Here is a 19,171-nt window from a genome sequence, read left to right as displayed (position 1 = left end):
GGGTTCATGGAGCCCTTACGTTGAAACGCACGCCAAACTCATCCCAGAACAGCCATTCGGCGACCGCCACGAACAGCATCACGAACAGACTGGCGAACAGTACCGCCCCAAGCATGCCGCGATGCGCCCGCAGCCGCCACAGTCGCGCCGGGCATAGCAGCAGATAGAGGGCAAGGGGCAGGGCGGCATAGAGCAGGAAACTCAGGTCGTAGGCCATTCCGGTGGTAAAGATCAAGAAAAAATTAGCCCCGGCCTCACTCAAATGAGTGAAATACAAAGTGCTTCTTGTCAGTAAGAAAGTAATCAGCCACAGCGATGTCAGTAGCAGTAGATAGCGCAGTGGCGCTGAGCGAATGGCGTGCATGGCGTTTGCCTTGTTATTGCAGAAGAAGTGGGCAGGCAAACTAGCGCTTGAAATGAGAAAAATTCGTCAAATAAATGCAGTGAGGAAGTTGCTCTCTGGTTTATAGTGGTTGTTCTCTACTGCGCCAGGATGCGCGCGAGGTGCTAATGATAATCGCCCTTGTTATTTGTGTAAGGAGCTTGTGAATGGCCTTCAGAACATTGACCTACGATGTCTTTCACCTGGGGTTGTACATGATCACCGCACTGGCCTGGACCAGCCTGTGTGTCATGGTGCTGCTTACCGCGCGCAGGCGTCGATCCACCGCAGTACCGGCCAGCGGGCTGTGTGTTGCTGGTGTGGGCGCACTGGTATGTGTAGGTATCCTGTTGGCGGATGTGCTGCGCCTGATAGATCACAGGGTCGTGTTATTTAGTTTGCTGGTTTTTGGTGTTTTCGCCCCCGTGCTGACTGTCGGTGGTTTGTATAGGCGTCTTAATCAGCGGCGTGGAACTGTCGGTTAGTTTGTTGTGTAGGAAAATGTACATTTAGAAGTAAGAGATTTCCGAATTTTAATTTGTTGAAAGAGATGGCGCTCCCTGTAGGGCGCCATCTCAAGTTATTGATGATCAGAAGTGTGCTTTTACCAGGAAGCTTGCAGTGTTCTGATCGGTGTCGAAGGCATCGCTGTCTTTGATCCCGTACTTGTTCTTCCAGTAGTCGTATTCGAAACCGACATACAGCTGCTTCTCGCCCCAGTTCAACGCTTTGCCCAGGTCATATTTGACCTGCGGGTTGAAGTGCAGGTTGGCGTGGTAGGTGCCACGACGGCTGGTGGCGTCGTTGTCCACCACCCAGTCCATGAAGCCGTCGATGAGGATGTCGGACTTGCCCACAGGGATGGTGTAGGACCAAACCGGCGTGATCTGCCAGACGTTGTCACCGGCGCGGCTGCCTTCGGTGTTGCGCTGGTAGAAGTTCAGCTGGAAGTAGTCAAAGCCGGGGATGTCCAGGTCGAAGCCCGGGCCGATCAGGTAGGACTCGGTGTCACCTTCGCCGAACTCGTAGGTCATGGCCAGCAGCACGTCCTTGACCGGGCCGAAGGCCAGCTTCTGGTCGAAGATCTTGCCAAACGACAGGCGCGGGCTGATCTCGCCGTAGTAGGTGTTGGGGCCGTTGTTGAAGTCCTTGTCGCCGTTGTAGAAGATCTTGTCGACGAAGATGAAGTTGTCGCCGTACTTCCAGGCATCGGCGTGCTCGAAGGTCACCGTCTGCTGGATCGATGGGTTGACGGCAAAGTTCTTGCCCCACAGGTAGGTCAGGCTGTTGTTCTGCCATTGCAGCAGATCACCGGCGCTGGCGGCGGTGCTGGCCGCCAGCAGGCCGCTGGCGAGGATCAGGCTGTTGGTAATACGCATCGCGTCGTTGCTCCCTTGATTGATTCTGTATCGGTGCTCTGGTGTGGCGCCGTTGGGTTTAATACTTGTCTTCCGGGTCAGCTTTTTTCGATTGGCCACAGCTGTTTGGCAAGAGCTGCGCCAACCTTCCAGGTCAGGCACAGGCATTCCTGCTCGACGTCTTTCTGAACAGCTGAAAAAGGGTATTTCAGGTTGGCGTGACGCTTGCCAACCGCCCGAATTCATTGACTGAGCGGTCAGCAAACGCAGGCAGGATCCGTCCTGCCCTGATCGAGGGGGCGCGCAGATTACTGGCTTGCGCGCCGGTCCTCAAGTGCTCCGTCCTGGAGCGGGTGAGGCAAAAACTGTGCGTTTGGTCAGCTTTTAGAAGTGAACCTTGACCAGGGCGCTGGTGACGCTTTGGTTGGTGTCGAGTTTCCCACTGTTCTCGATGCCGTATTTGTCTTTCCAGTAGCTGTACTCGATACCCACGTACAACTGCTTGGCACCCAGGTTCAACGCCTTGCCCAGGTCGTACTTGACCTGTGGGTTGAACTGCAGGTTGGCGTGGTAAGTGCCGCGGCGACTGGTGGCATCGTTGTCTACCACCCAGTCCATGTAGCCGTCGATCAGGACGTCGGATTTGCCCACGGGGATGGTGTAGGAGAAGGTCGGGGTAATCTGCCAGACGCGATCACCGGGGCGGCTGCCTTCGGTATTGCGCTGCATGATGTTCAGGGTGAAGTAGTTGAAACCAGGGATCGCCAGGTCAAAGCCAGGGCCGATCAGGTAGGCCTCGTTGTCGCCTTCGCCGGACTCGTAGGTCATGGCGATCAGTACGTCCTTGATCGGGCCGAACTCGAACTTGCGATCGAAGATCTTGCCCAGTGACAGGCGCGGGCTGAACTCACCGTAGTAGGTGTTGCTGCCCTTGTTGCGGTCGGTGCCGCCGTTGTAGAAGATTTTGTCGATGAACAGGAAGGTGTCACCGTACTTCCACTTGTTGGCATGCTCGAAAGTCACCGTCTGCTGGATCGCCGGGTTGACCTGAAAGTCCTTGCCGTAGAGGTAGGTGAGGCTGTTGGTGTGCCAGAGCAGCAAGTCCCCTGCGGCGGCTGGCAAGCTCGCCAGCAGACTGCTACCAAGCAGAAGGGAAGTGGTGATGCCTTTCATGTTGTGATTCCCGGCTTTGTTATTGTTGGTTTTCGGTTTTTTGGCGCGAAGCGCCCCGGCCGACCCGCTCCCACGGGTCGACGGCCTTGCGTAGTGCTCAGGTGACGCCGGGCGGCATGCGCCGCCCAAAGGCTCAGTGCTGGTGGGCGGTATCGTTGTGGGTGGCGCGTTCGGCACCACCGAGGATGTTGAACAGCAGGTTGAGGATCAACGCGCTGACGGTGGCCATGGCAATGCCGCTGTGGGTAATCGGTTCCATCCACTGGGGCATCTGTGCGAAGAATTCCGGACGCACTACCGGGATCAGGCCCATGCCGACGCTGACGGCCACCAGCAACTGGTTGCGGCGGTCGGCGATGTCGGCTTCCTGAAGGATCTTGATGCCAGTGGCGGCAACCATGCCGAACATGGCAATCGATGCGCCACCCAGTACCGCCGGTGGAATCGAGGCAATCAGGAACGCCGCTTTTGGCAACAGGCTGAGCAGGATCAGAAAACCACCGGCAACCACCGTGACATAGCGGCAACGCACGCCAGTCATCTGCACCAGGCCGATGTTCTGGGCGAACGAGGAGTGGGTGAAGGTGTTGAAAAAGCCGGCCACGAACGAGGCACCGGCGTCGCACAGCAGGCCGCGACGCAGCATGCCGGGGGTCACTTCACGTTCGGTGACCTTGCCCAGGGCGAGGAACATGCCGGTGGACTCGACGAAGATGATCACCACCACCAGGCACATCGACAGGATCGGCGCCAGGCTGAAGGTCGGCATGCCGAAATGCAGCGGGGTCACCACCTGTACCCAAGGCGCTTCGCTCAGTCCCGAGAGGTCGACCATGCCGATGGAGCCGGCAATGATGTAGCCCAGGCCCATGCCGATGAGTACCGACACATTGACCCAGAAACCGCGCATGAAGCGGTTGATCAACAAGATGGTGGCCAGCACCAGGCCGGCGACGGCCAGGTAGACGGGGGAGCCGAAGGGCGCGGCATCGGCGCCGCCGCCTGCCCAGTTGACCGCAACCGGAAACAGCGACAAGCCAATCGAGGTGATGACCGTACCGGTCACCAGGGGCGGGAAGAAACGCACGACTTTGGACATGAACGGCGCAATGATCATGCCGAAGAAACCGGCGGCGATGGTCGCGCCGAAAATCCCCTGCAGGCCGACGCCAGGCATGCCGGCCATGGCCACCATGCTGCCAACGGCGGCAAAGCTTGCGCCCATCATCACCGGCATGCGGATGCCGACTGCGCCAATGCCGAACGACTGGACGATGGTGGCGACACCCGCGACCAGCAGGTCGGCATTGATCAGGAAGGCGACTTCTTCACGAGATAGTCCGGCGGCTTGACCGATGATCAGCGGCACGGCAATCGCGCCTCCGTACATCAGCAATACATGCTGCAGACCCACCAGGAACAGTTGGAACAGGGGCAGTGGCTGTCGTGGGGGCGCAACAGGGATGTACGCCTTGCGTGACTCGGACATGCAACACCTCGGTTTTGTTTTTATTGTTCATTTGCATTGTGCAGCGCAGCGTCAGGCCAGACGCTGTGAGGCGGCCCTCGCGGGCCGCCGGGTAGATCAGTTGGTTGGCGCTCCTTTGGCGACCCAGGCGCCGATCAGTTCACGTTCCTGCTGGGTCATTTGAGTGATGTTGCCCAGGGGCATGATCTGCGTGGCCACGGCTTGCGCCTGGATGCGCGCAGCCTGTTGCTGGATCTGCTGCGGGGTATCGAGCATCACTCCGGCCGGGGCGGCGCTGAACAGCGGGCTGGTCGGTTTGGCCGAATGGCACACCGCGCAACGCTCCTGGATGACGCTATGGATCTTGTCGAAACCGGCATCGTCGAGCTTGGCAGTGGCCTCGGCCGGGGCTGCAGCGGGGGCGGCAGGCTGGGCCGGGGCTGCGGCCTGTTCGGCGGCTTTCTGGGCAGCGGTCTTGCCACCCAGGGCGGTTTCCGGCAGCGGCTGGTACTCGATCTTGGCGGCGGCCTGTTCTGGGGCGCGCGGCATCGGCGCGGGGCCAGTGACGTATGCCAGGCAGATCATCGACAAGGCACCGACCGGCAGCGTCCAGGCGTACTTGTTGCTGTCATGACGGGTGTTGAAGTAGTGACGCACCAACACCGCAGCCACCGCAATACCGCCCAGGATCAACCAGTTGTACTGGCTGCCGTAGGTGCTCGGGAAGTGGTTGCTGATCATGATGAACAGCACCGGCAGGGTGAAGTAGTTGTTGTGCCGCGAGCGCAGCAGGCCCTTGGCCGGCAGCAAGGGGTCCGGTGTCTGGTTGGCTTCAATGGCGGCGACCAACTGACGTTGCGCCGGCATGATGATGCGGAACACGTTACCGACCATGATGGTGCCGATGATCGCGCCGGTGTGCAGGTACGCACCACGGCCGCTGAACACCTGGCTGAAACCGTAGCAGGCGGCAATCACCAGCACGAACAGGACCAGGCCGAGCAGGCCGGGGCGCTTGCCCAGTGGCGAGTCACAGAGGAAGTCGTAGATAAACCAGCCGGCGATCAGCGAACCGACACCGATGGCAATGCCTTCACCACCGCTCAAGGTACTACCGGGGGCCAGCAGGTACAGGGTCGGGTTCCAGTAGAACACCAGGCACAGCAGGGCGATACCCGACATCCAGGTGAAGTAGGCTTCCCATTTGAACCAGTGCAGGTTCTCCGGCATTTTTGGCGGAGCCAGCTTGTACTTCTCCAGGTGGTAGATCCCGCCACCGTGAATCGCCCAGAGATCGCCGGACAGACCGTCGCGCGGGTTGGCCCGGTTGAGGTTGTTTTCCAGCCAGACAAAGTAGAACGACGCGCCAATCCAGGCCACGCCAGTAATCATGTGAACCCAGCGCACGCTCAGGTTCAGCCATTCCAGCAGATGTGCTTCCACAGTCTTTACCTCTACCCTGGCACCCTGTCGCCGGGTGCTCAGGTCTTCTCTTATTGGTGGGGGGCGAGGATCAACTGCTCATCCTCATTGAAAAAATGCTCATCGCAGTTGTTGCCAGTGCCACTGCGATCAACCACCAGGAAGTCATCCCGCTTTTCGATCGTCAGCACCGGGTGGTGCCAGACGCCGCGATGGTAATTGATGCCCTGCCTTCCATTACTGATGAAGGCACGGACCAGGCCTGATACAGGTGCATCGCCAACGGGCGCGACCACGATCAGAAAGGGGTTGCCGAGCAGCGGAATGAAAGCCTGGCTGCCCTGCGGATGGCGCTCCAGCATGCGAACGGTCAGGGGCATGTCCTGCGCGTCGGCGCGGAAGATGCTGATGATCGCCTTGTCGTCGGGTTGCGCGGTTTCGACCGTGGCCAGACGATGGAAGCGCATGGTCGAGCCGTTGTTGATCATGAAGTGGTCGCTGCCGTCGGTTTCGATCACGTCACCAAAAGGGGCGAAGGCTTCTTTGCTCAGGGGCTCAATCACTAAAGTGCGCATGCTGTTTTCTCTTTGTTCTGTAGGGATGTCTTAAAGCTGAAGCAGGCGGAACAGGGCGATCAGGTTGATCTGCGCCAGTGCTTCCTTGAATTCGGCTTCGACCGAGTTGTGGATGCGCTTTTCAAAGGCGGCCAGAATCTGGTGCCGGTTACTGCCTTTGACCGCCATGATGAACGGGAACTTGAACTTCGCTTTGTAGGCATCGTTGAGTTCGGTGAAGCGCGTGAACTCTTCGGCGGTGCACTGGTGGATGCCGGCGCCGGCCTGTTCGTGGGTGCTCGACTCGGTCAGTTCGCCCTGTATCGCGGCCTTGCCGGCGAGGTCCGGGTGCGCGTTGATCAGCGCCAGTTGAGCGGCGTGGTCGGCGCTGAGCAGTATGTCGCTCATACGCTGATGCAGGGCCTCGATCTGCTCGATCTCCTGCAACTGGCCCAGGTCGTAGGCCTTCTCGGCAACCCATGGCGAGTGTTCGTAGATGTCGGCGAAGGCTTCGACGAATGCTGTGCGATCCAGGGTCGAAGGCTTCAACGTCTTGAATGCGGTCATTGGGCTTTCTCGGCTTGGAAAGGGTGGGTGGCATGCCAGTGGCGGGCGATGTCCACGCGCTTGGCGAACCAGACCTGGTCATGGCTCTTGGCGTACTCGATGAAGCGCTTGAGCGCCGCCAGGCGCGCCGGGCGGCCGATCAAGCGGCAGTGCAGGCCGATCGAAAGCATCTTCGGCGCATCGCTGCCTTCTTCGTAGAGCACATCGAAGGCGTCCTTGAGGTACTGGAAGAACTGCTCGCCGCAGTTGAAACCCTGCACCTGGGTAAAGCGCATGTCATTGGTGTCCAGGGTGTAGGGGATCACCAGGTGCGGCTTGTCGGTCGGGTTGTTGTGTTCCCAGTAGGGCAGGTCGTCGTCGTAGGTGTCGCTGTCGTAGAGGAAACCACCTTCTTCCATCACCAGGCGGCGGGTGTTCGGCCCGGTGCGGCCGGTGTACCAGCCCAGCGGACGCTCGCCGGTGAGTTCGGTGAGGATGCGGATGGCTTCGAGCATGTGCTCGCGCTCCTGGGCCTCATCCATGTTCTGGTAATCGATCCAGCGGTAGCCGTGGCTGCAGATCTCGTGGCCGGCTTCAACCATGGCGCGGATCACATCGGGGTGGCGCTGGGCGGCCATGGCCACGGCGAAAACGGTCAAGGGTACGCCGGTGTCCTTGAACAGCTTGAGCAGGCGCCACACACCGGCACGGCTGCCGTATTCGTACAGCGATTCCATGCTCATGTTGCGCGCGCCCTGCAGTGGCTGGGCGGCGACCATTTCCGAGAGAAAGGCTTCGGACTCTTTATCGCCGTGAAGGATGTTGCGTTCGCCACCTTCTTCGTAATTGAGCACGAAAGACAAAGCAATGCGGGCATTCCCCGGCCAGCGCGGATGGGGTGGGGTGTTGCCGTAACCGATCAGGTCGCGAGGGTAATCAGCGCTCACTGCAGTCTTCCTTCTTGTACGTGAATGCGGAGGGCGTGGGCACCCGTGAAGGGTATCGGCCACGACGATGGATTGATTGTATACAACTTTGTTTGCGATTTGTAAGCCTGTTTTTTCGCTTTTCTTTGCCTTTTTACCCACGTTCGCTGTGACAGAAAGCCCTGCAAGAAACCTGCCTTATCGGTCAACTAATGACGTTCCCGTCGGCCAGTGGCGGGGTTTTGCGACTGGTGGCCTGTTTATAGGCGGAGGAGTGGGTTGCCCGGAAAGAATACCGAATTATTGTGTACAATTTTATCGATAAATGTCTTAATCGTCCGACAGCCGCACGTTGTCGGGCGTTCCGAGCCTGGCCTGCGGGTATTTTTTGCCCACACATAGAGCAGAGGCGAGCAAGCAATGGGACGTTTGACCACGCATGTACTGGATGCCGCTCATGGCTGCCCCGGCAGCTCGATCAAGGTTGAGCTGTACCGGGTCGAAGGCCAGCAACTGGAGCTGGTGAACACCACCCTGACCAACAGCGATGGCCGTTGCGACGTGCCGCTGTTGCAAGGCGATGACTACCGCAGTGGCGTCTACCAGTTGCAGTTCAGCGCTGGCGACTACTACCGTGCCCGTGGCGTGCAACTGCCCGAGCCTGCGTTCCTGGACGTGGTGGTGCTGCGTTTTGGCATCAGTGCCGAGCAGGATCATTACCACGTTCCGCTGTTGATCTCGCCGTACAGTTACTCGACCTATCGCGGAAGCTAGTTGGTCGCTAGAAGAATCTTCGTAGGTCCTTGCCCGCTCACACTGCGGGCTTTTTTTTGCCTGGGCTTTTTGCCTTCTGTGGGAGTGGGCTTGCCCCGCGATGAGGCCTTCACAAACAACAAAAAGCCCCACCCGAAGGTGAGGCTCTGTTGTACCAGTATGCCGTGTTACAAGAACACGAACTTGGCAATAAAGATCGCCGTCAGCACCCACAGGCTGGCCGAGATCTCCTTGTAGCGCCCGGTCCCGGCCTTGAGCACCACGTAGGTGATAAAGCCCAGGGCGATACCGTCGGCAACCGAGAAGGTCAGCGGCATCATGATCGCGGTGACGATTGCCGGGATGCTGTCGGTAGCTTCATCCCAGTCGATATGGGCCATGCTGCCCATCATCAACATTGCCACGTAGATCAGCGCGCCGGCCGTGGCGTAGGCAGGAATCATCCCGGCCAGCGGTGCGAAGAACATCGCGGCAATGAAGAACAGGCCGACCACCACGGCGGTGAGCCCGGTACGGCCACCGGCGGCAACCCCCGCCGCACTCTCCACATAGCTGGTCACCGGCGGTACGCCGACCACGGCGCCAAACACGCTGGAGGCACTGTCTGCTTTTAGCGCCCGCGACAGGTTCTCGATGCGCCCGTCGGCATTCACCAGGTTGGCCCGCTGGGCCACGCCCATCAGGGTGCCGGCAGTGTCGAACATGTGCACGAAGAGGAAGGCGAAGACCACGGCAATCATGCTGACGTTGAACACCCCGGCAACGTCCATGGCCATCCAGGTTGGCGCCAGGCTCGGTGGTAGCGAGAACAGGCCGCCGTACTCGACCAGGCCCAGGCCCCAGCCGGCCAGGGTGACGCTGATGATGCTGATCAGGATCGCACCGAACACCCGGTGGTAGCTGAGCACCGCGATCATCAGAAAGCAGATGGCCGCCAGCAGTGGTCCAGGTTCGTGCAGCGAGCCGAGCTTGATCAGGGTTGCCGGGCTGTCGACGACAATCCCTGCGGTTTTAAGACCGATCAGTCCGAGAAACAATCCGACGCCGGCGCCCATGGCATGCCGCAGGCTCACCGGAATGCTGTTGAGCAGCCATTCGCGCACCCGCGACAAGGTCAGCAGCATGAACAACACGCCGGAGACGAACACCGCGCCGAGCGCTGCTTCCCAAGTGTAGCCCATGGTCCCGACCACGGTGTAGGTAAAGAAGGCATTGAGCCCCATGCCCGGCGCCAGGCCAACTGGCCAGTTGGCGTACAGGCCCATCAGCAGGCAGCCAAGAGCCGCTGCGATACAGGTGGCAACGAATGCCGCGCCGTGATCGATACCGGCATCGGCCATGATGTTGGGGTTGACGAAGATGATGTAGGCCATGGTGATAAAGGTGGTCAACCCGGCGATCATTTCGGTTTTGACGGTAGTGCCGTGTAGCTTGAGTTTGAAAATCCGCTCCAGCCAGCTCGTTTCGAGCGGTGGGGCAAGATCCAGCGTAGGGGCGTCGGATTTGCGGCTTTCCACAGCGTGTACTCCTCAAGTCTTTTCTTGTTTTCCAGAACCAGTCCTGCGCACGCACTGGGGGGCTCTGTGAGGCGGATGGGATGGCAGGCCACCGGACCTTTTATTGACCTCTGGGTCAGGAAGTTGCACGGGTGGATTATGCGTTTGTATACAAAGAATGCAAATAATGTTTTCTTTGTTGTGCCCAGATAATTTGCCCGTGCAGCTATAAAGGCCATCGCCCCCTGCAGAAATCCCTGCGGCTGTGTACAATGTGCCAATACCTTAAACGTTTAATTTTCTTTCCAGGACTTGCCATCGCCCCACTGGCTGGTATTACAGTCAGGGTCCGACTGGTGGATTTCCGTGCTCGAGCGCCCATGAACGAACAGCTGCAACCTCTCAAGAAACCAGTGCGTGCCGGCAAGGCCGGTCGTAGCGGAACCCAGGACGATATCGTCTACGCGCACATTTTCGAGGCCATCCTCGAACAGCGCCTGGCGCCGGGTACCAAGTTGAGCGAGGAGGCCCTGGGCGAGATCTTTGGTGTCAGCCGCACCATTATCCGTCGCGCCCTGTCGCGCCTGGCCCACGAAAGCGTGGTGCTGCTGCGGCCCAACCGCGGTGCGGTAGTGGCCAGCCCGACGGTAGAAGAGGCGCGGCAGGTGTTCTTCTCGCGGCGCATGGTCGAACGCGCGATCACCGAACTTGCGGTCGAGCACGCCACCGCCGAGCAACTCAACGAACTGCGCCAGATGGTTCGCGAAGAGCGCGACAGCTTCTCCCGTGGCGATCGCGGCGCCGGCATTCGGCTGTCCGGCGAGTTCCACCTGAAACTGGCCGAGGCTGCGGGCAATGCGCCCTTGATCAGCTTCCAGCGCAGTCTGGTGTCGCAAACCTCGCTGATCATTGCCCAGTACGAAAGTGGCAACCGCTCGCATTGCTCTTACGACGAACACATGCAACTGATCGATGCCATCGAGGCCCGTGACGTCAACCAGGCGGTCAGCCTGATGATGCACCACATGGACCATATCGACAGCAAACTCAACCTCGACGAAGACAGTGCTTCGGATGATCTGCATGCTGTGTTCTCGCACCTGCTGCAGACCAAGAAGCGCGGTGGGGTTGCGCCGCTCAAGGGCTGAGGTCCAGTTACAGTACATCGCGGGGCAATCCCGCTCCTACCATTGTTGTAGGAGCGGGCTTGCCCCGCGATGCTTTTCGGCCACTGGCAGTTCATCCAGCCTCTGCTAGATTCTCACCTGATCCACCGCAAACCTTCATCAAGCAGTTGGGCTTGCGCGCTATGCGTTGAACTTCAACTACTTGAGGACAGGTATATGTCGATGCCCCTGAGCAAACGCATGGGTGCTGAACTGATCGGGACGTTCTGGCTGGTGTTGGGTGGCTGCGGCAGTGCGGTACTGGCGGCCTCGTTGCCGGCGGGAATCGGCTTGGTCGGGGTATCCATGGCTTTCGGCCTGACGGTCCTGACCATGGCATTCGCCATCGGCCACATCTCTGGTTGCCATCTCAATCCGGCCGTTTCTGTCGGTTTGGTGGTGGGCGGACGCTTCCCCGCCAAAGAGTTGCTGCCCTACATCATCGCCCAGGTGGTCGGGGCGATCATTGCCGCAGCGGTGATCTACTTTATCGCCAGTGGCAAGGAAGGCTTCGACGTGGCGTCCGGGCTGGCATCCAACGGTTATGCCGAGCACTCCCCCGCAGGCTATTCGCTGGCGGCAGGCTTTGCCAGTGAAGTGGTGATGACCGCGATGTTCATCCTGATCATCATGGGCGCCACCGACAGCCGCGCCCCGGCAGGCTTTGCACCGATCGCGATCGGCCTGGCCCTGACCCTGATCCATCTCATTTCGATTCCGGTCACCAACACCTCGGTGAACCCTGCGCGCAGCACCGGGCCGGCGCTTTTCGTCGGTGGCTGGGCGCTGCAGCAGCTGTGGCTGTTCTGGGTGGCGCCGCTGATCGGGGCGGTGATCGGCGGCGCCTTGTACAAGGGGCTGTTCCGCGAGCCTTAGCGCTGGTGCACGCAGCGGCCGGCGGCGAAGGTCTGCTTGACGGTACGGTCATCGCCCAGGGTCATCAGCACGAACAGCGTCTCGTCGATGCTGTTCGACTGCTGGATGCGGTAGTCCATCAGTGCCGTGGCCTTGTAGTCGAGCACCAGGAAGTCGGCATCGTTGCCCGGGCGCAGGCTGCCGACACGCTCCTCCAGGCTCAACGCCCGGGCACCGCCCAGGGTCGCCAGGTACAGTGACTTGAACGGGCTCAGGCGTGCACCCTGCAACTGCATGACCTTGTAGGCTTCATTGAGGGTGTTGAGCAGCGAGAAGCTGGTGCCGGCGCCGACATCGGTGCCCAGGCCGACCTTGACCTTGAACTTCTCGGCCTGCGGCAGGTTGAACAGGCCGCTGCCGAGGAACAGGTTGGAGGTCGGGCAGAATGCCACGGCCGAACCGGTTTCGGCCAGGCGCTCGCACTCTTCGTCGCACAGGTGCACACCGTGGGCGAACACCGAGCGCTGGCCGAGCAGCTTGAAGTGGTCGTAGACGTCCAGGTAGCCCTTGCGCTCAGGGAACAGGTCCTTGACCCAGTCGATCTCCTTGAGGTTTTCGCTCAGGTGGGTGTGCAGGTACAGGTCGGGGTATTCGCTCAACAACTGGCCGGCCAGGGTCAATTGCTCCGGCGTGCTGGTCGGTGCGAAGCGCGGGGTCACCGCGTAGTGCAGGCGGCCCTTGCCATGCCAGCGCTCGATCAGCGCCTTGCTCTGGATATAGCCGGATTCGGCGGTGTCGGTCAGGTAGTCGGGGGCGTTGCGGTCCATCATCACCTTGCCGGCAATCATCCGCAGGTCCAGGCGCTCGGCTTCTTCGAAGAAGGCGTCGACCGATTCGGGGTGCACGCTGCCGAACACCAGGGCGGTGGTGGTGCCATTGCGCAGCAGTTCCTCGACGAAGATCTTCGCCACTTTGTCGGCGTGGTCCTTGTCGGCAAACTGCTTCTCGCAGGGGAAGGTGTAGGTGTTGAGCCAGTCCAGTAACTGCTCGCCGTAGGAGCCGATCATGCCGGTCTGCGGGAAATGAATATGGGTGTCGATAAAGCCCGGGGTGATCAGGGCGTCCTGATGATGCTCGACTTCAATGTCAGCGGCCAGGGTCGGCAGCAGCTCGTGGGCATGGCCCAGGGCGCTGATCTTGCCATTGTCGATCAGCAGCAGGCCGTCTTCGAAATATTCGTAGGAGGCTTCGATGCCCACCTCGGCAGGGTCGGCGATGCTGTGCAGGATGGCGGCACGGTAGGCTTTGCGGGTTGCGCTCATAGGGCTCTCGTCATATGGCTTGGCTGCGCCGTGACGGCGGCAGCAATTGGGCAATTGGGCCGGCGTTGGCAGCGTTGTTGTGCTGGCCAAAGCTTGCGTTGTAGGTGGCAATGATTTCTGCGGCAATCGACACAGCGATCTCGATCGGCAGCTTGCCCTTGACCTCGGCGATGCCCATCGGGCAACGCATGCGTTGCAGGCGCTCCTCGGCAAAGCCGCGTTCACGCAGGCGGTGCTCGAACTTGACGCGTTTGGTCTTCGAGCCGATCAGGCCGAACCAGGTGAAGTCATTGCGCTTGAGGATTGCTGCGGTCAGTTCCAGGTCCAGTTGATGGTTGTGGGTCATGACGATGCAGTAGCTGCCAGCGGGCAGCTCATCGACTTCATCTACCGGCACTTCGCTGACGATCTTGCTGACCCCGGCGGGAATGTTCTCAGGGAACTCCTGCTCGCGCGAATCGATCCAGCGCACCTTGCAGGGCAGGGCGGCGAGCAAGGGTACCAGAGCGCGGCCAACATGGCCTGCGCCGAACACAGCGATCTGCGCCTGTACCTGGCCCATCGGCTCGAACAGCAGCACGGTGGCGCCGCCGCAGCACTGGCCGAGGCTGGCACCGAGGCTGAAGCGCTCCAGGTGCGGCGCTTCGCGGTGCTCGGCGAGCATCTGTCGGGCGATGTGCATGGCTTTGTATTCCAGGTGGCCGCCGCCGATGGTGTCGAACAGCTGCTCGGCACTGACGACCATTTTCGAGCCGGCATTGCGTGGGGTCGAGCCGCGTTCTTCGATGATGGTCACCAGTACGCAGGGTTCACCGCGCGACTGCAGGTCGGACAGGGCGTTGATCCAGGTGTGCATGTTCAGTTACCTATGTGGTGCCTGTTCTGGCCTCATCGCTGGCAAGCCAGCTCCCACCAGATCCTGTGGGAGCTGGCTTGCCAGCGATAGCGGACTCACGGTGTCACTGTCTCAACTTCGGTAGTAGGTTGCTGCGCCGCCGCCACCTTGCGCATCTGCTCACAGCCCCAGAGCACCCGCTCCGGTGTCGCCGGCGCATCGATCAGCGGGTGCACGCGGTAATCGCCCAGGCTCGCCACGGCATCCTTGATCGCACACCAGGCGGCGATGCCAAGCATGAACGGCGGCTCGCCCACGGCCTTGGAGTGGAACACCGTGTCTTCAGGGTTCTTGCGGTTTTCCACCAGCCTGACGCGCAAATCCACTGGCATGTCGGCCACCGCCGGGATCTTGTAGCTGGCCGGGCCATTGGTCATCAGCTTGCCCTTGGCGTTCCACACCAGCTCTTCGGTGGTCAGCCAACCCATGCCCTGGATGAAGCCGCCCTCGACCTGGCCGATGTCGATGGCCGGGTTCAACGAGGCGCCGACGTCGTGGAGGATGTCGGTGCGCAGCATCTTGTACTCACCGGTCAGGGTATCGACGATCACCTCGGCGCACGCTGCGCCAAAGGCGAAGTAATAGAACGGCCGGCCACGGGCCTGGCTGCGGTCGTAGTAGATCTTCGGGGTCTTGTAGAAACCGGTGCTCGACAGCGACACCTGGGCAAAATACGCCTGCTGCACCAGCGTTTCGAAACTGAGGATTTCATCGCGCACACGTACATGGCCGTTGCGAAACTCGACGTCCTCTTCGCTGACTTTGTATTGCCGTGCGGCAAATTCGGTCAGTCGCTGCTTGAGGATTTCGGCGGCATTCTGCGCCGCCTTGCCGTTCAGGTCGGCGCCGCTGGAGGCGGCGGTCGGCGAGGTGTTGGGCACTTTGTCGGTGTTGGTGGCAGTGATCTGAATGCGCTGGAAATCGACCTGGAACACCTCGGCCACCACCTGCGCCACCTTGGTGTTCAGGCCCTGGCCCATTTCGGTGCCGCCGTGGTTCAGGTGGATGCTGCCGTCGGTGTAGATGTGCACCAGGGCACCGGCCTGGTTGAGGAAGCTGGCGGTGAAGGAGATACCGAACTTCACCGGAGTCAGCGCCAGGCCTTTCTTGAGCACCGGGCTGTTGGCGTTGAAGCGGCGGATCGATTCGCGGCGCTCGGCGTAGTCACTGCTGGCTTCGAGCTCGGCGGTGATCTCTTCGAGCATGTTGTGCTCGACGGTCTGGTAGTAGTGGGTGACGTTGCGCTCGGTCTTGCCGTAGTAGTTGACCTTGCGCACCGCCAACGGGTCGAGGGCCAGATGACGGGCGATATGGTCCATCACTTCCTCGATCGCGACCATGCCCTGCGGGCCGCCAAAGCCACGGTAAGCGGTGTTGGAGGCGGTGTTGGTCTTGCAGCGGTGGCCATGGATGGTGGCATCGCCCAGGTAGTAGGCGTTGTCGGCGTGAAACATCGCCCGGTCGACAATCGAGGCCGAGAGGTCTGGCGAGCAACCACAGTTGCCGGCCAGGTCGAAGTTGATGCCGTGCAGGCGGCCATTGTCGTCGAAGCCGACGTCGTACTCGATATAGAAGGGGTGACGCTTGCCGGTCATCAGCATGTCTTCGACCCGCGGCAGGCGCATCTTGGTCGGCTGGCCGGTGAGGTGGGCGATGACCGCGCACAGGCAGGCGGGGCTGGCCGCCTGGGTTTCCTTGCCACCAAAACCGCCGCCCATGCGGCGCATGTCGACGACGATGTTGTTCATCGGCACGTCGAGCACTTCGGCCACCAGCTTCTGCACTTCGGTGGGGTTCTGGGTCGAGCAGTAGACAATCATCCCGCCATCTTCGGTGGGCATCACCGAAGAGATCTGGGTTTCCAGGTAGAAGTGCTCCTGGCCGCCAATGTGCAGGGTGCCTTGCAGGCGGTGTGGAGCACTGGCCAGGGCGCTGACCGAGTCGCCGCGCTGGTGGGTGTGGCTGTCGAGCACGAAGTGCTTCTTGCGCAGCGCCTCGACCACGTCCAGCACCGGTTCCAGGTCTTCGTACTCGATGATCGCGGCCATGGCCGCACGGCGCGCGGTGTCCAGGTCGCAGGCGGCGACGGCAAGCACAGGCTGGCCGACGAACTCGACGGTGTCGATGGCCAACAGCGGGTCACCGGGCAGCAGTGGGCCGATGTCCTTGAGGCCGGGGACGTCTTCGTGAGTGATGGCGATGCGCACACCCTCGAAGGCGTAGCAGGGGCTGGTGTCGATGCTCAGCACCCGGGCGTGGGCGCGGTCGGACAGGCGTGCATAGACGTGCAGTTGATTGGGGAACTCCAGGCGGTCATCGATGTACACCGCCTCGCCGGCCACGTGTTTGTCGGCGCTGTCGTGCTTGAGGCTGCGGCCGACCCCGGTGCTCAGGTCCTGGCTGAACAGTTCGGCCATTTCGGCCTGGCTTTTGGCGACGTGATGGTTAGACATAAGCGGTCACCCGAGTCTCGATGTGCGGCGTTTGCAGTTCGATGAAGTACTTGCGCAGCAGGTTCTGCGCGCTGAGCAGGCGGTACTCCTTGCTGGCGCGGAAGTCCGAAAGCGGGGTGAAGTCCTGCGCCAGGGCCTGGCAGGCGCGCTCGATGCCGGCCTGGTTCCAGGCCTTGCCGACCAGCGCCGCTTCACAGGCGCGGGCCCGTTTGGGGATCGCGGCCATGCCGCCGAAGGCGATGCGCGCCGCTTCCACCACGCCGTTGTGAATGCGCAGGTTGAACGCTGCGCACACGGCCGAGATATCGTCGTCCAGGCGCTTGGACACCTTGTAGGCGCGGAACGCCCAGTCGGCCCGGGCCCGTGGCACGATGATCTTCTCGATGAACTCGCTTTCCTGGCGTGCGGTGATGCGGTAGTCGATGAAGTAGTCTTCAAGCGCCAGGGTGCGGGTGCTTTCACCTTTGCGCAGCACGATCTGCGCATCCAGGGCGATCAGCAGGGGCGGCGAGTCACCAATCGGCGAGGCGTTGCCGATGTTGCCGCCCAAGGTGCCCTGGTTGCGGATCTGCAGCGAGGCGAAGCGGTGCAGCAGCTCGCCAAAATCCGGGTATTCTTGGCTCAGGGCGTCGTAGCAATCGGTCAGCGGCGTGGCCGCGCCGATCTCAAGGTACTGCTCCTGTGTCTGAATACGTTTGAGTTCGGCGACGTTGCCGACATAGATCATCACCGGCAGGGTCTTGTGGAACTGGGTGACTTCCAGCGCCAGGTCGGTGCCACCGGCCAGCAGGCGGGCTTCAGGGTGCGAGCTGTAGAGGTCGGCCAGGTCGGCCACGGTCAGTGGAACCAGGCAGCGCTTGTCGCCGCTGTTGAGCTCGCCGGTTTCGCTCGGGGCGATGGCCTTGAGACGGGCGATGGTCTGGGTTTCGCTGTTGTCGAACTGATCAGGCTGGGCCTTGCAGCAGGACTGCTCGGCGGCGGCCAGGATCGGCCGGTAGCCGGTGCAGCGGCAGAGGTTGCCGGCCAGGGCTTCCTGGGCCTTGTGCAGACCGGGTGCCGCGCTGTTTTTTTGCAGGGCGAACAGCGACATGACAAAGCCTGGGGTACAGAAGCCGCATTGCGAGCCGTGGCAATCGGCCATGGCCTGCTGCACGCTGTGCAGCTTGCCCTGATGCTTGAGGCCTTCAACGCTGATCAACTGTTTGCCGTGCAGCGAGGAGACGAAGGTCAGGCACGAGTTGAGGCTGCGGTAGCGGATATGCTCGCGGCCATCCTCGCTCTCGGCCAGTTCGCCGACCACCACGGTGCAGGCGCCACAATCGCCGCTGGCGCAGCCTTCCTTGGTGCCGGATTTGCCCAAGTGCTGACGAAGGTACTCGAGCACGGTCAGGTTGGGGTCCAGGGCATGCTCACTGCGCAGCTCCTGGTTAAATAGAAACTGGATCACGACGAAGGCCTCACAAGCGACTTATTGTTGTTGAGCGGACTGTATGCAGACTTGATTTTCAGGTCAACAATTTTCTGACCTTTGGGTCAGGAAATTTCTCATAACGCTTCCGCCCTTTCACAGGTGCTCTGTTATGAGCATAGTTGGCCCTGGGTGATCCGAATCTTTTGCGTCAATCGTGCCAACTTCTGCTACGTGGCCACTGCGCGGCGAGGGGGCAAGTGCGCTACAATTCGGCGCTTGTGCACAGTTCAATGATTTTGAAGGAAAACCATGACGTTCAAGGCGCCGGACAGCCTCTCCGAGCAAATTGCCCACTACCTGGCCGAGCGGATCATCCGCGGCGAGCTCAAGCCCGCCGAGCGTATCCAGGAGCAGAAGGTTACCCAGGCGTTGAATGTCAGCCGCGGCTCGGTGCGTGAAGCGCTTTTGATCCTCGAGCGCCGTCATCTGGTGACCATCCTCGCGCGTCGTGGCGCCCACGTGACCGAGCTCGACGAACACAACGTGCGCAGCCTGTGCACGCTGATGGGCGAGCTGTACACCTTGCTTGGCAATGCCGTGGCGCAGCACTGGCGCAATGACGGCGACCTTCTGCCGTTCCTCGCCATTCAGCAGCGTCTGACCGGTGCTTTCGAGCGCCAGGACATCCGCGCTTTCGTCGAAGACAGCTTTGCGGTGATGCGCGCTGCCTATCCGTTTGCCAACAATCCCTACCTGCAGGAGACCGTCGAGAACCTGCAGCCGGCCATGAGCCGTGCCTATTACCTGGCGCTGGACCAGCGCAAGGCCAACATGAACGACTTCCTGGTGCTGTTTGCCAGCCTGCTCGAAGCCGTGGTGGCCCGTGACCAGCAGCGTATTCGCACGGTGCTGGGCGAGTATTGCCAGCGCAGCTGCGAGCTGGTGCTGGCGGCGCTGGCGACTGCCTGAG

17 protein-coding genes and 1 pseudogene are annotated in these 19,171 nt (G+C 60.9%); 5 read left to right on the top strand and 13 right to left on the bottom strand.

All coding sequences use genetic code 11. The features are described from left to right. Positions 1-19 precede the first annotated feature (19 nt). A pseudogene (locus M5G17_RS13285) lies at positions 20-364 on the bottom strand (LTA synthase family protein); the annotation flags it as partial. A 185-nt stretch (positions 365-549) separates the two neighbouring features. On the opposite strand from M5G17_RS13285, the gene M5G17_RS13280 reads away from it, so the two are divergent. Next, a complete protein-coding gene (locus M5G17_RS13280) occupies positions 550-867 on the top strand; it encodes a hypothetical protein (RefSeq protein WP_273893366.1) in 318 nt (105 codons plus the stop codon). A 105-nt stretch (positions 868-972) separates the two neighbouring features. Here M5G17_RS13280 and M5G17_RS13275 read toward each other — a convergent pair whose 3' ends face one another. The 7 genes from M5G17_RS13275 to puuE form a co-directional block, all read right to left on the bottom strand. Continuing rightward, positions 973-1,761, bottom strand: a complete 789-nt coding sequence (locus M5G17_RS13275) for an outer membrane protein OmpK (protein ID WP_115088008.1) — start codon at positions 1,759-1,761, stop codon at positions 973-975. Between the two features lie 363 nt (positions 1,762-2,124). Beyond that, on the bottom strand, positions 2,125-2,913 hold the full coding sequence (locus M5G17_RS13270) for an outer membrane protein OmpK (protein WP_273893365.1): 789 nt from the start codon (positions 2,911-2,913) through the stop codon (positions 2,125-2,127). Between the two features lie 133 nt (positions 2,914-3,046). Further along, positions 3,047-4,402 carry a nucleobase:cation symporter-2 family protein gene (locus tag M5G17_RS13265; RefSeq protein ID WP_273893364.1) on the bottom strand — a complete coding sequence of 452 codons (1,356 nt, stop codon included), beginning with the start codon at positions 4,400-4,402 and terminating at the stop codon, positions 3,047-3,049. A gap of 96 nt (positions 4,403-4,498) precedes the next feature. Next, positions 4,499-5,824, bottom strand: a complete 1,326-nt coding sequence (locus M5G17_RS13260; protein WP_273893363.1) for a urate hydroxylase PuuD — start codon at positions 5,822-5,824, stop codon at positions 4,499-4,501. A 50-nt stretch (positions 5,825-5,874) separates the two neighbouring features. After that, a complete protein-coding gene (locus M5G17_RS13255) occupies positions 5,875-6,378 on the bottom strand; it encodes an ureidoglycolate lyase (protein WP_045200421.1) in 504 nt (167 codons plus the stop codon). 30 nt (positions 6,379-6,408) lie between these two features. After that, a complete protein-coding gene (uraD, locus tag M5G17_RS13250) occupies positions 6,409-6,924 on the bottom strand; it encodes a 2-oxo-4-hydroxy-4-carboxy-5-ureidoimidazoline decarboxylase (protein ID WP_273893362.1) in 516 nt (171 codons plus the stop codon). Next, positions 6,921-7,850, bottom strand: a complete 930-nt coding sequence (gene puuE, locus M5G17_RS13245) for an allantoinase PuuE (RefSeq protein ID WP_273893361.1) — start codon at positions 7,848-7,850, stop codon at positions 6,921-6,923. Before puuE ends, uraD begins: the two co-directional genes overlap by 4 nt. A 399-nt stretch (positions 7,851-8,249) precedes the next feature. Here puuE and uraH point away from each other — a divergent pair, with 399 nt between their 5' ends. Further along, positions 8,250-8,603, top strand: coding sequence for a hydroxyisourate hydrolase (uraH, locus tag M5G17_RS13240; protein WP_273893360.1), 354 nt, complete (start codon positions 8,250-8,252; stop codon positions 8,601-8,603). Between the two features lie 167 nt (positions 8,604-8,770). Here uraH and M5G17_RS13235 read toward each other — a convergent pair whose 3' ends face one another. Next, positions 8,771-10,120: an NCS2 family permease gene (locus tag M5G17_RS13235; RefSeq protein WP_010226038.1), complete on the bottom strand. Its 1,350-nt coding sequence runs from the start codon at positions 10,118-10,120 to the stop codon at positions 8,771-8,773. A 359-nt stretch (positions 10,121-10,479) separates the two neighbouring features. On the opposite strand from M5G17_RS13235, the gene M5G17_RS13230 reads away from it, so the two are divergent. Both M5G17_RS13230 and aqpZ read left to right on the top strand, forming a co-directional pair. Next, on the top strand, positions 10,480-11,247 hold the full coding sequence (locus M5G17_RS13230; protein ID WP_273893359.1) for a GntR family transcriptional regulator: 768 nt from the start codon (positions 10,480-10,482) through the stop codon (positions 11,245-11,247). Between the two features lie 195 nt (positions 11,248-11,442). Then, positions 11,443-12,141: an aquaporin Z gene (aqpZ, locus tag M5G17_RS13225; RefSeq protein ID WP_273893358.1), complete on the top strand. Its 699-nt coding sequence runs from the start codon at positions 11,443-11,445 to the stop codon at positions 12,139-12,141. Here the strand turns inward: aqpZ and guaD are convergent. From guaD to xdhA, 4 genes are all read right to left on the bottom strand, one after another. Then, positions 12,138-13,442: a guanine deaminase gene (gene guaD / locus M5G17_RS13220; RefSeq protein WP_273893357.1), complete on the bottom strand. Its 1,305-nt coding sequence runs from the start codon at positions 13,440-13,442 to the stop codon at positions 12,138-12,140. The genes aqpZ and guaD overlap by 4 nt on opposite strands. 10 nt (positions 13,443-13,452) lie before the next feature. Beyond that, positions 13,453-14,298 (bottom strand): xanthine dehydrogenase accessory protein XdhC, encoded by an 846-nt coding sequence (xdhC, locus tag M5G17_RS13215; protein WP_273893356.1) that lies wholly within the window; start codon positions 14,296-14,298, stop codon positions 13,453-13,455. A 95-nt stretch (positions 14,299-14,393) separates the two neighbouring features. Further along, positions 14,394-16,790, bottom strand: a complete 2,397-nt coding sequence (gene xdhB, locus M5G17_RS13210) for a xanthine dehydrogenase molybdopterin binding subunit (protein ID WP_273893355.1) — start codon at positions 16,788-16,790, stop codon at positions 14,394-14,396. Beyond that, positions 16,783-18,237 (bottom strand): xanthine dehydrogenase small subunit, encoded by a 1,455-nt coding sequence (gene xdhA / locus M5G17_RS13205; protein ID WP_273893354.1) that lies wholly within the window; start codon positions 18,235-18,237, stop codon positions 16,783-16,785. Before xdhA ends, xdhB begins: the two co-directional genes overlap by 8 nt. Positions 18,238-18,510: 273 nt before the next feature. Here xdhA and M5G17_RS13200 point away from each other — a divergent pair, with 273 nt between their 5' ends. Continuing rightward, a complete protein-coding gene (locus tag M5G17_RS13200) occupies positions 18,511-19,170 on the top strand; it encodes a GntR family transcriptional regulator (RefSeq protein WP_273893353.1) in 660 nt (219 codons plus the stop codon). The last annotated feature ends 1 nt before the right edge of the window (position 19,171 follow it).

The organism is Pseudomonas rubra (genome assembly GCF_028656935.1).
GTDB lineage: Bacteria > Pseudomonadota > Gammaproteobacteria > Pseudomonadales > Pseudomonadaceae > Aquipseudomonas > Aquipseudomonas rubra.
The sequence above is the reverse complement of the archived record's forward strand: the minus strand, read 5'-3'. Positions and strand labels throughout refer to the sequence as shown.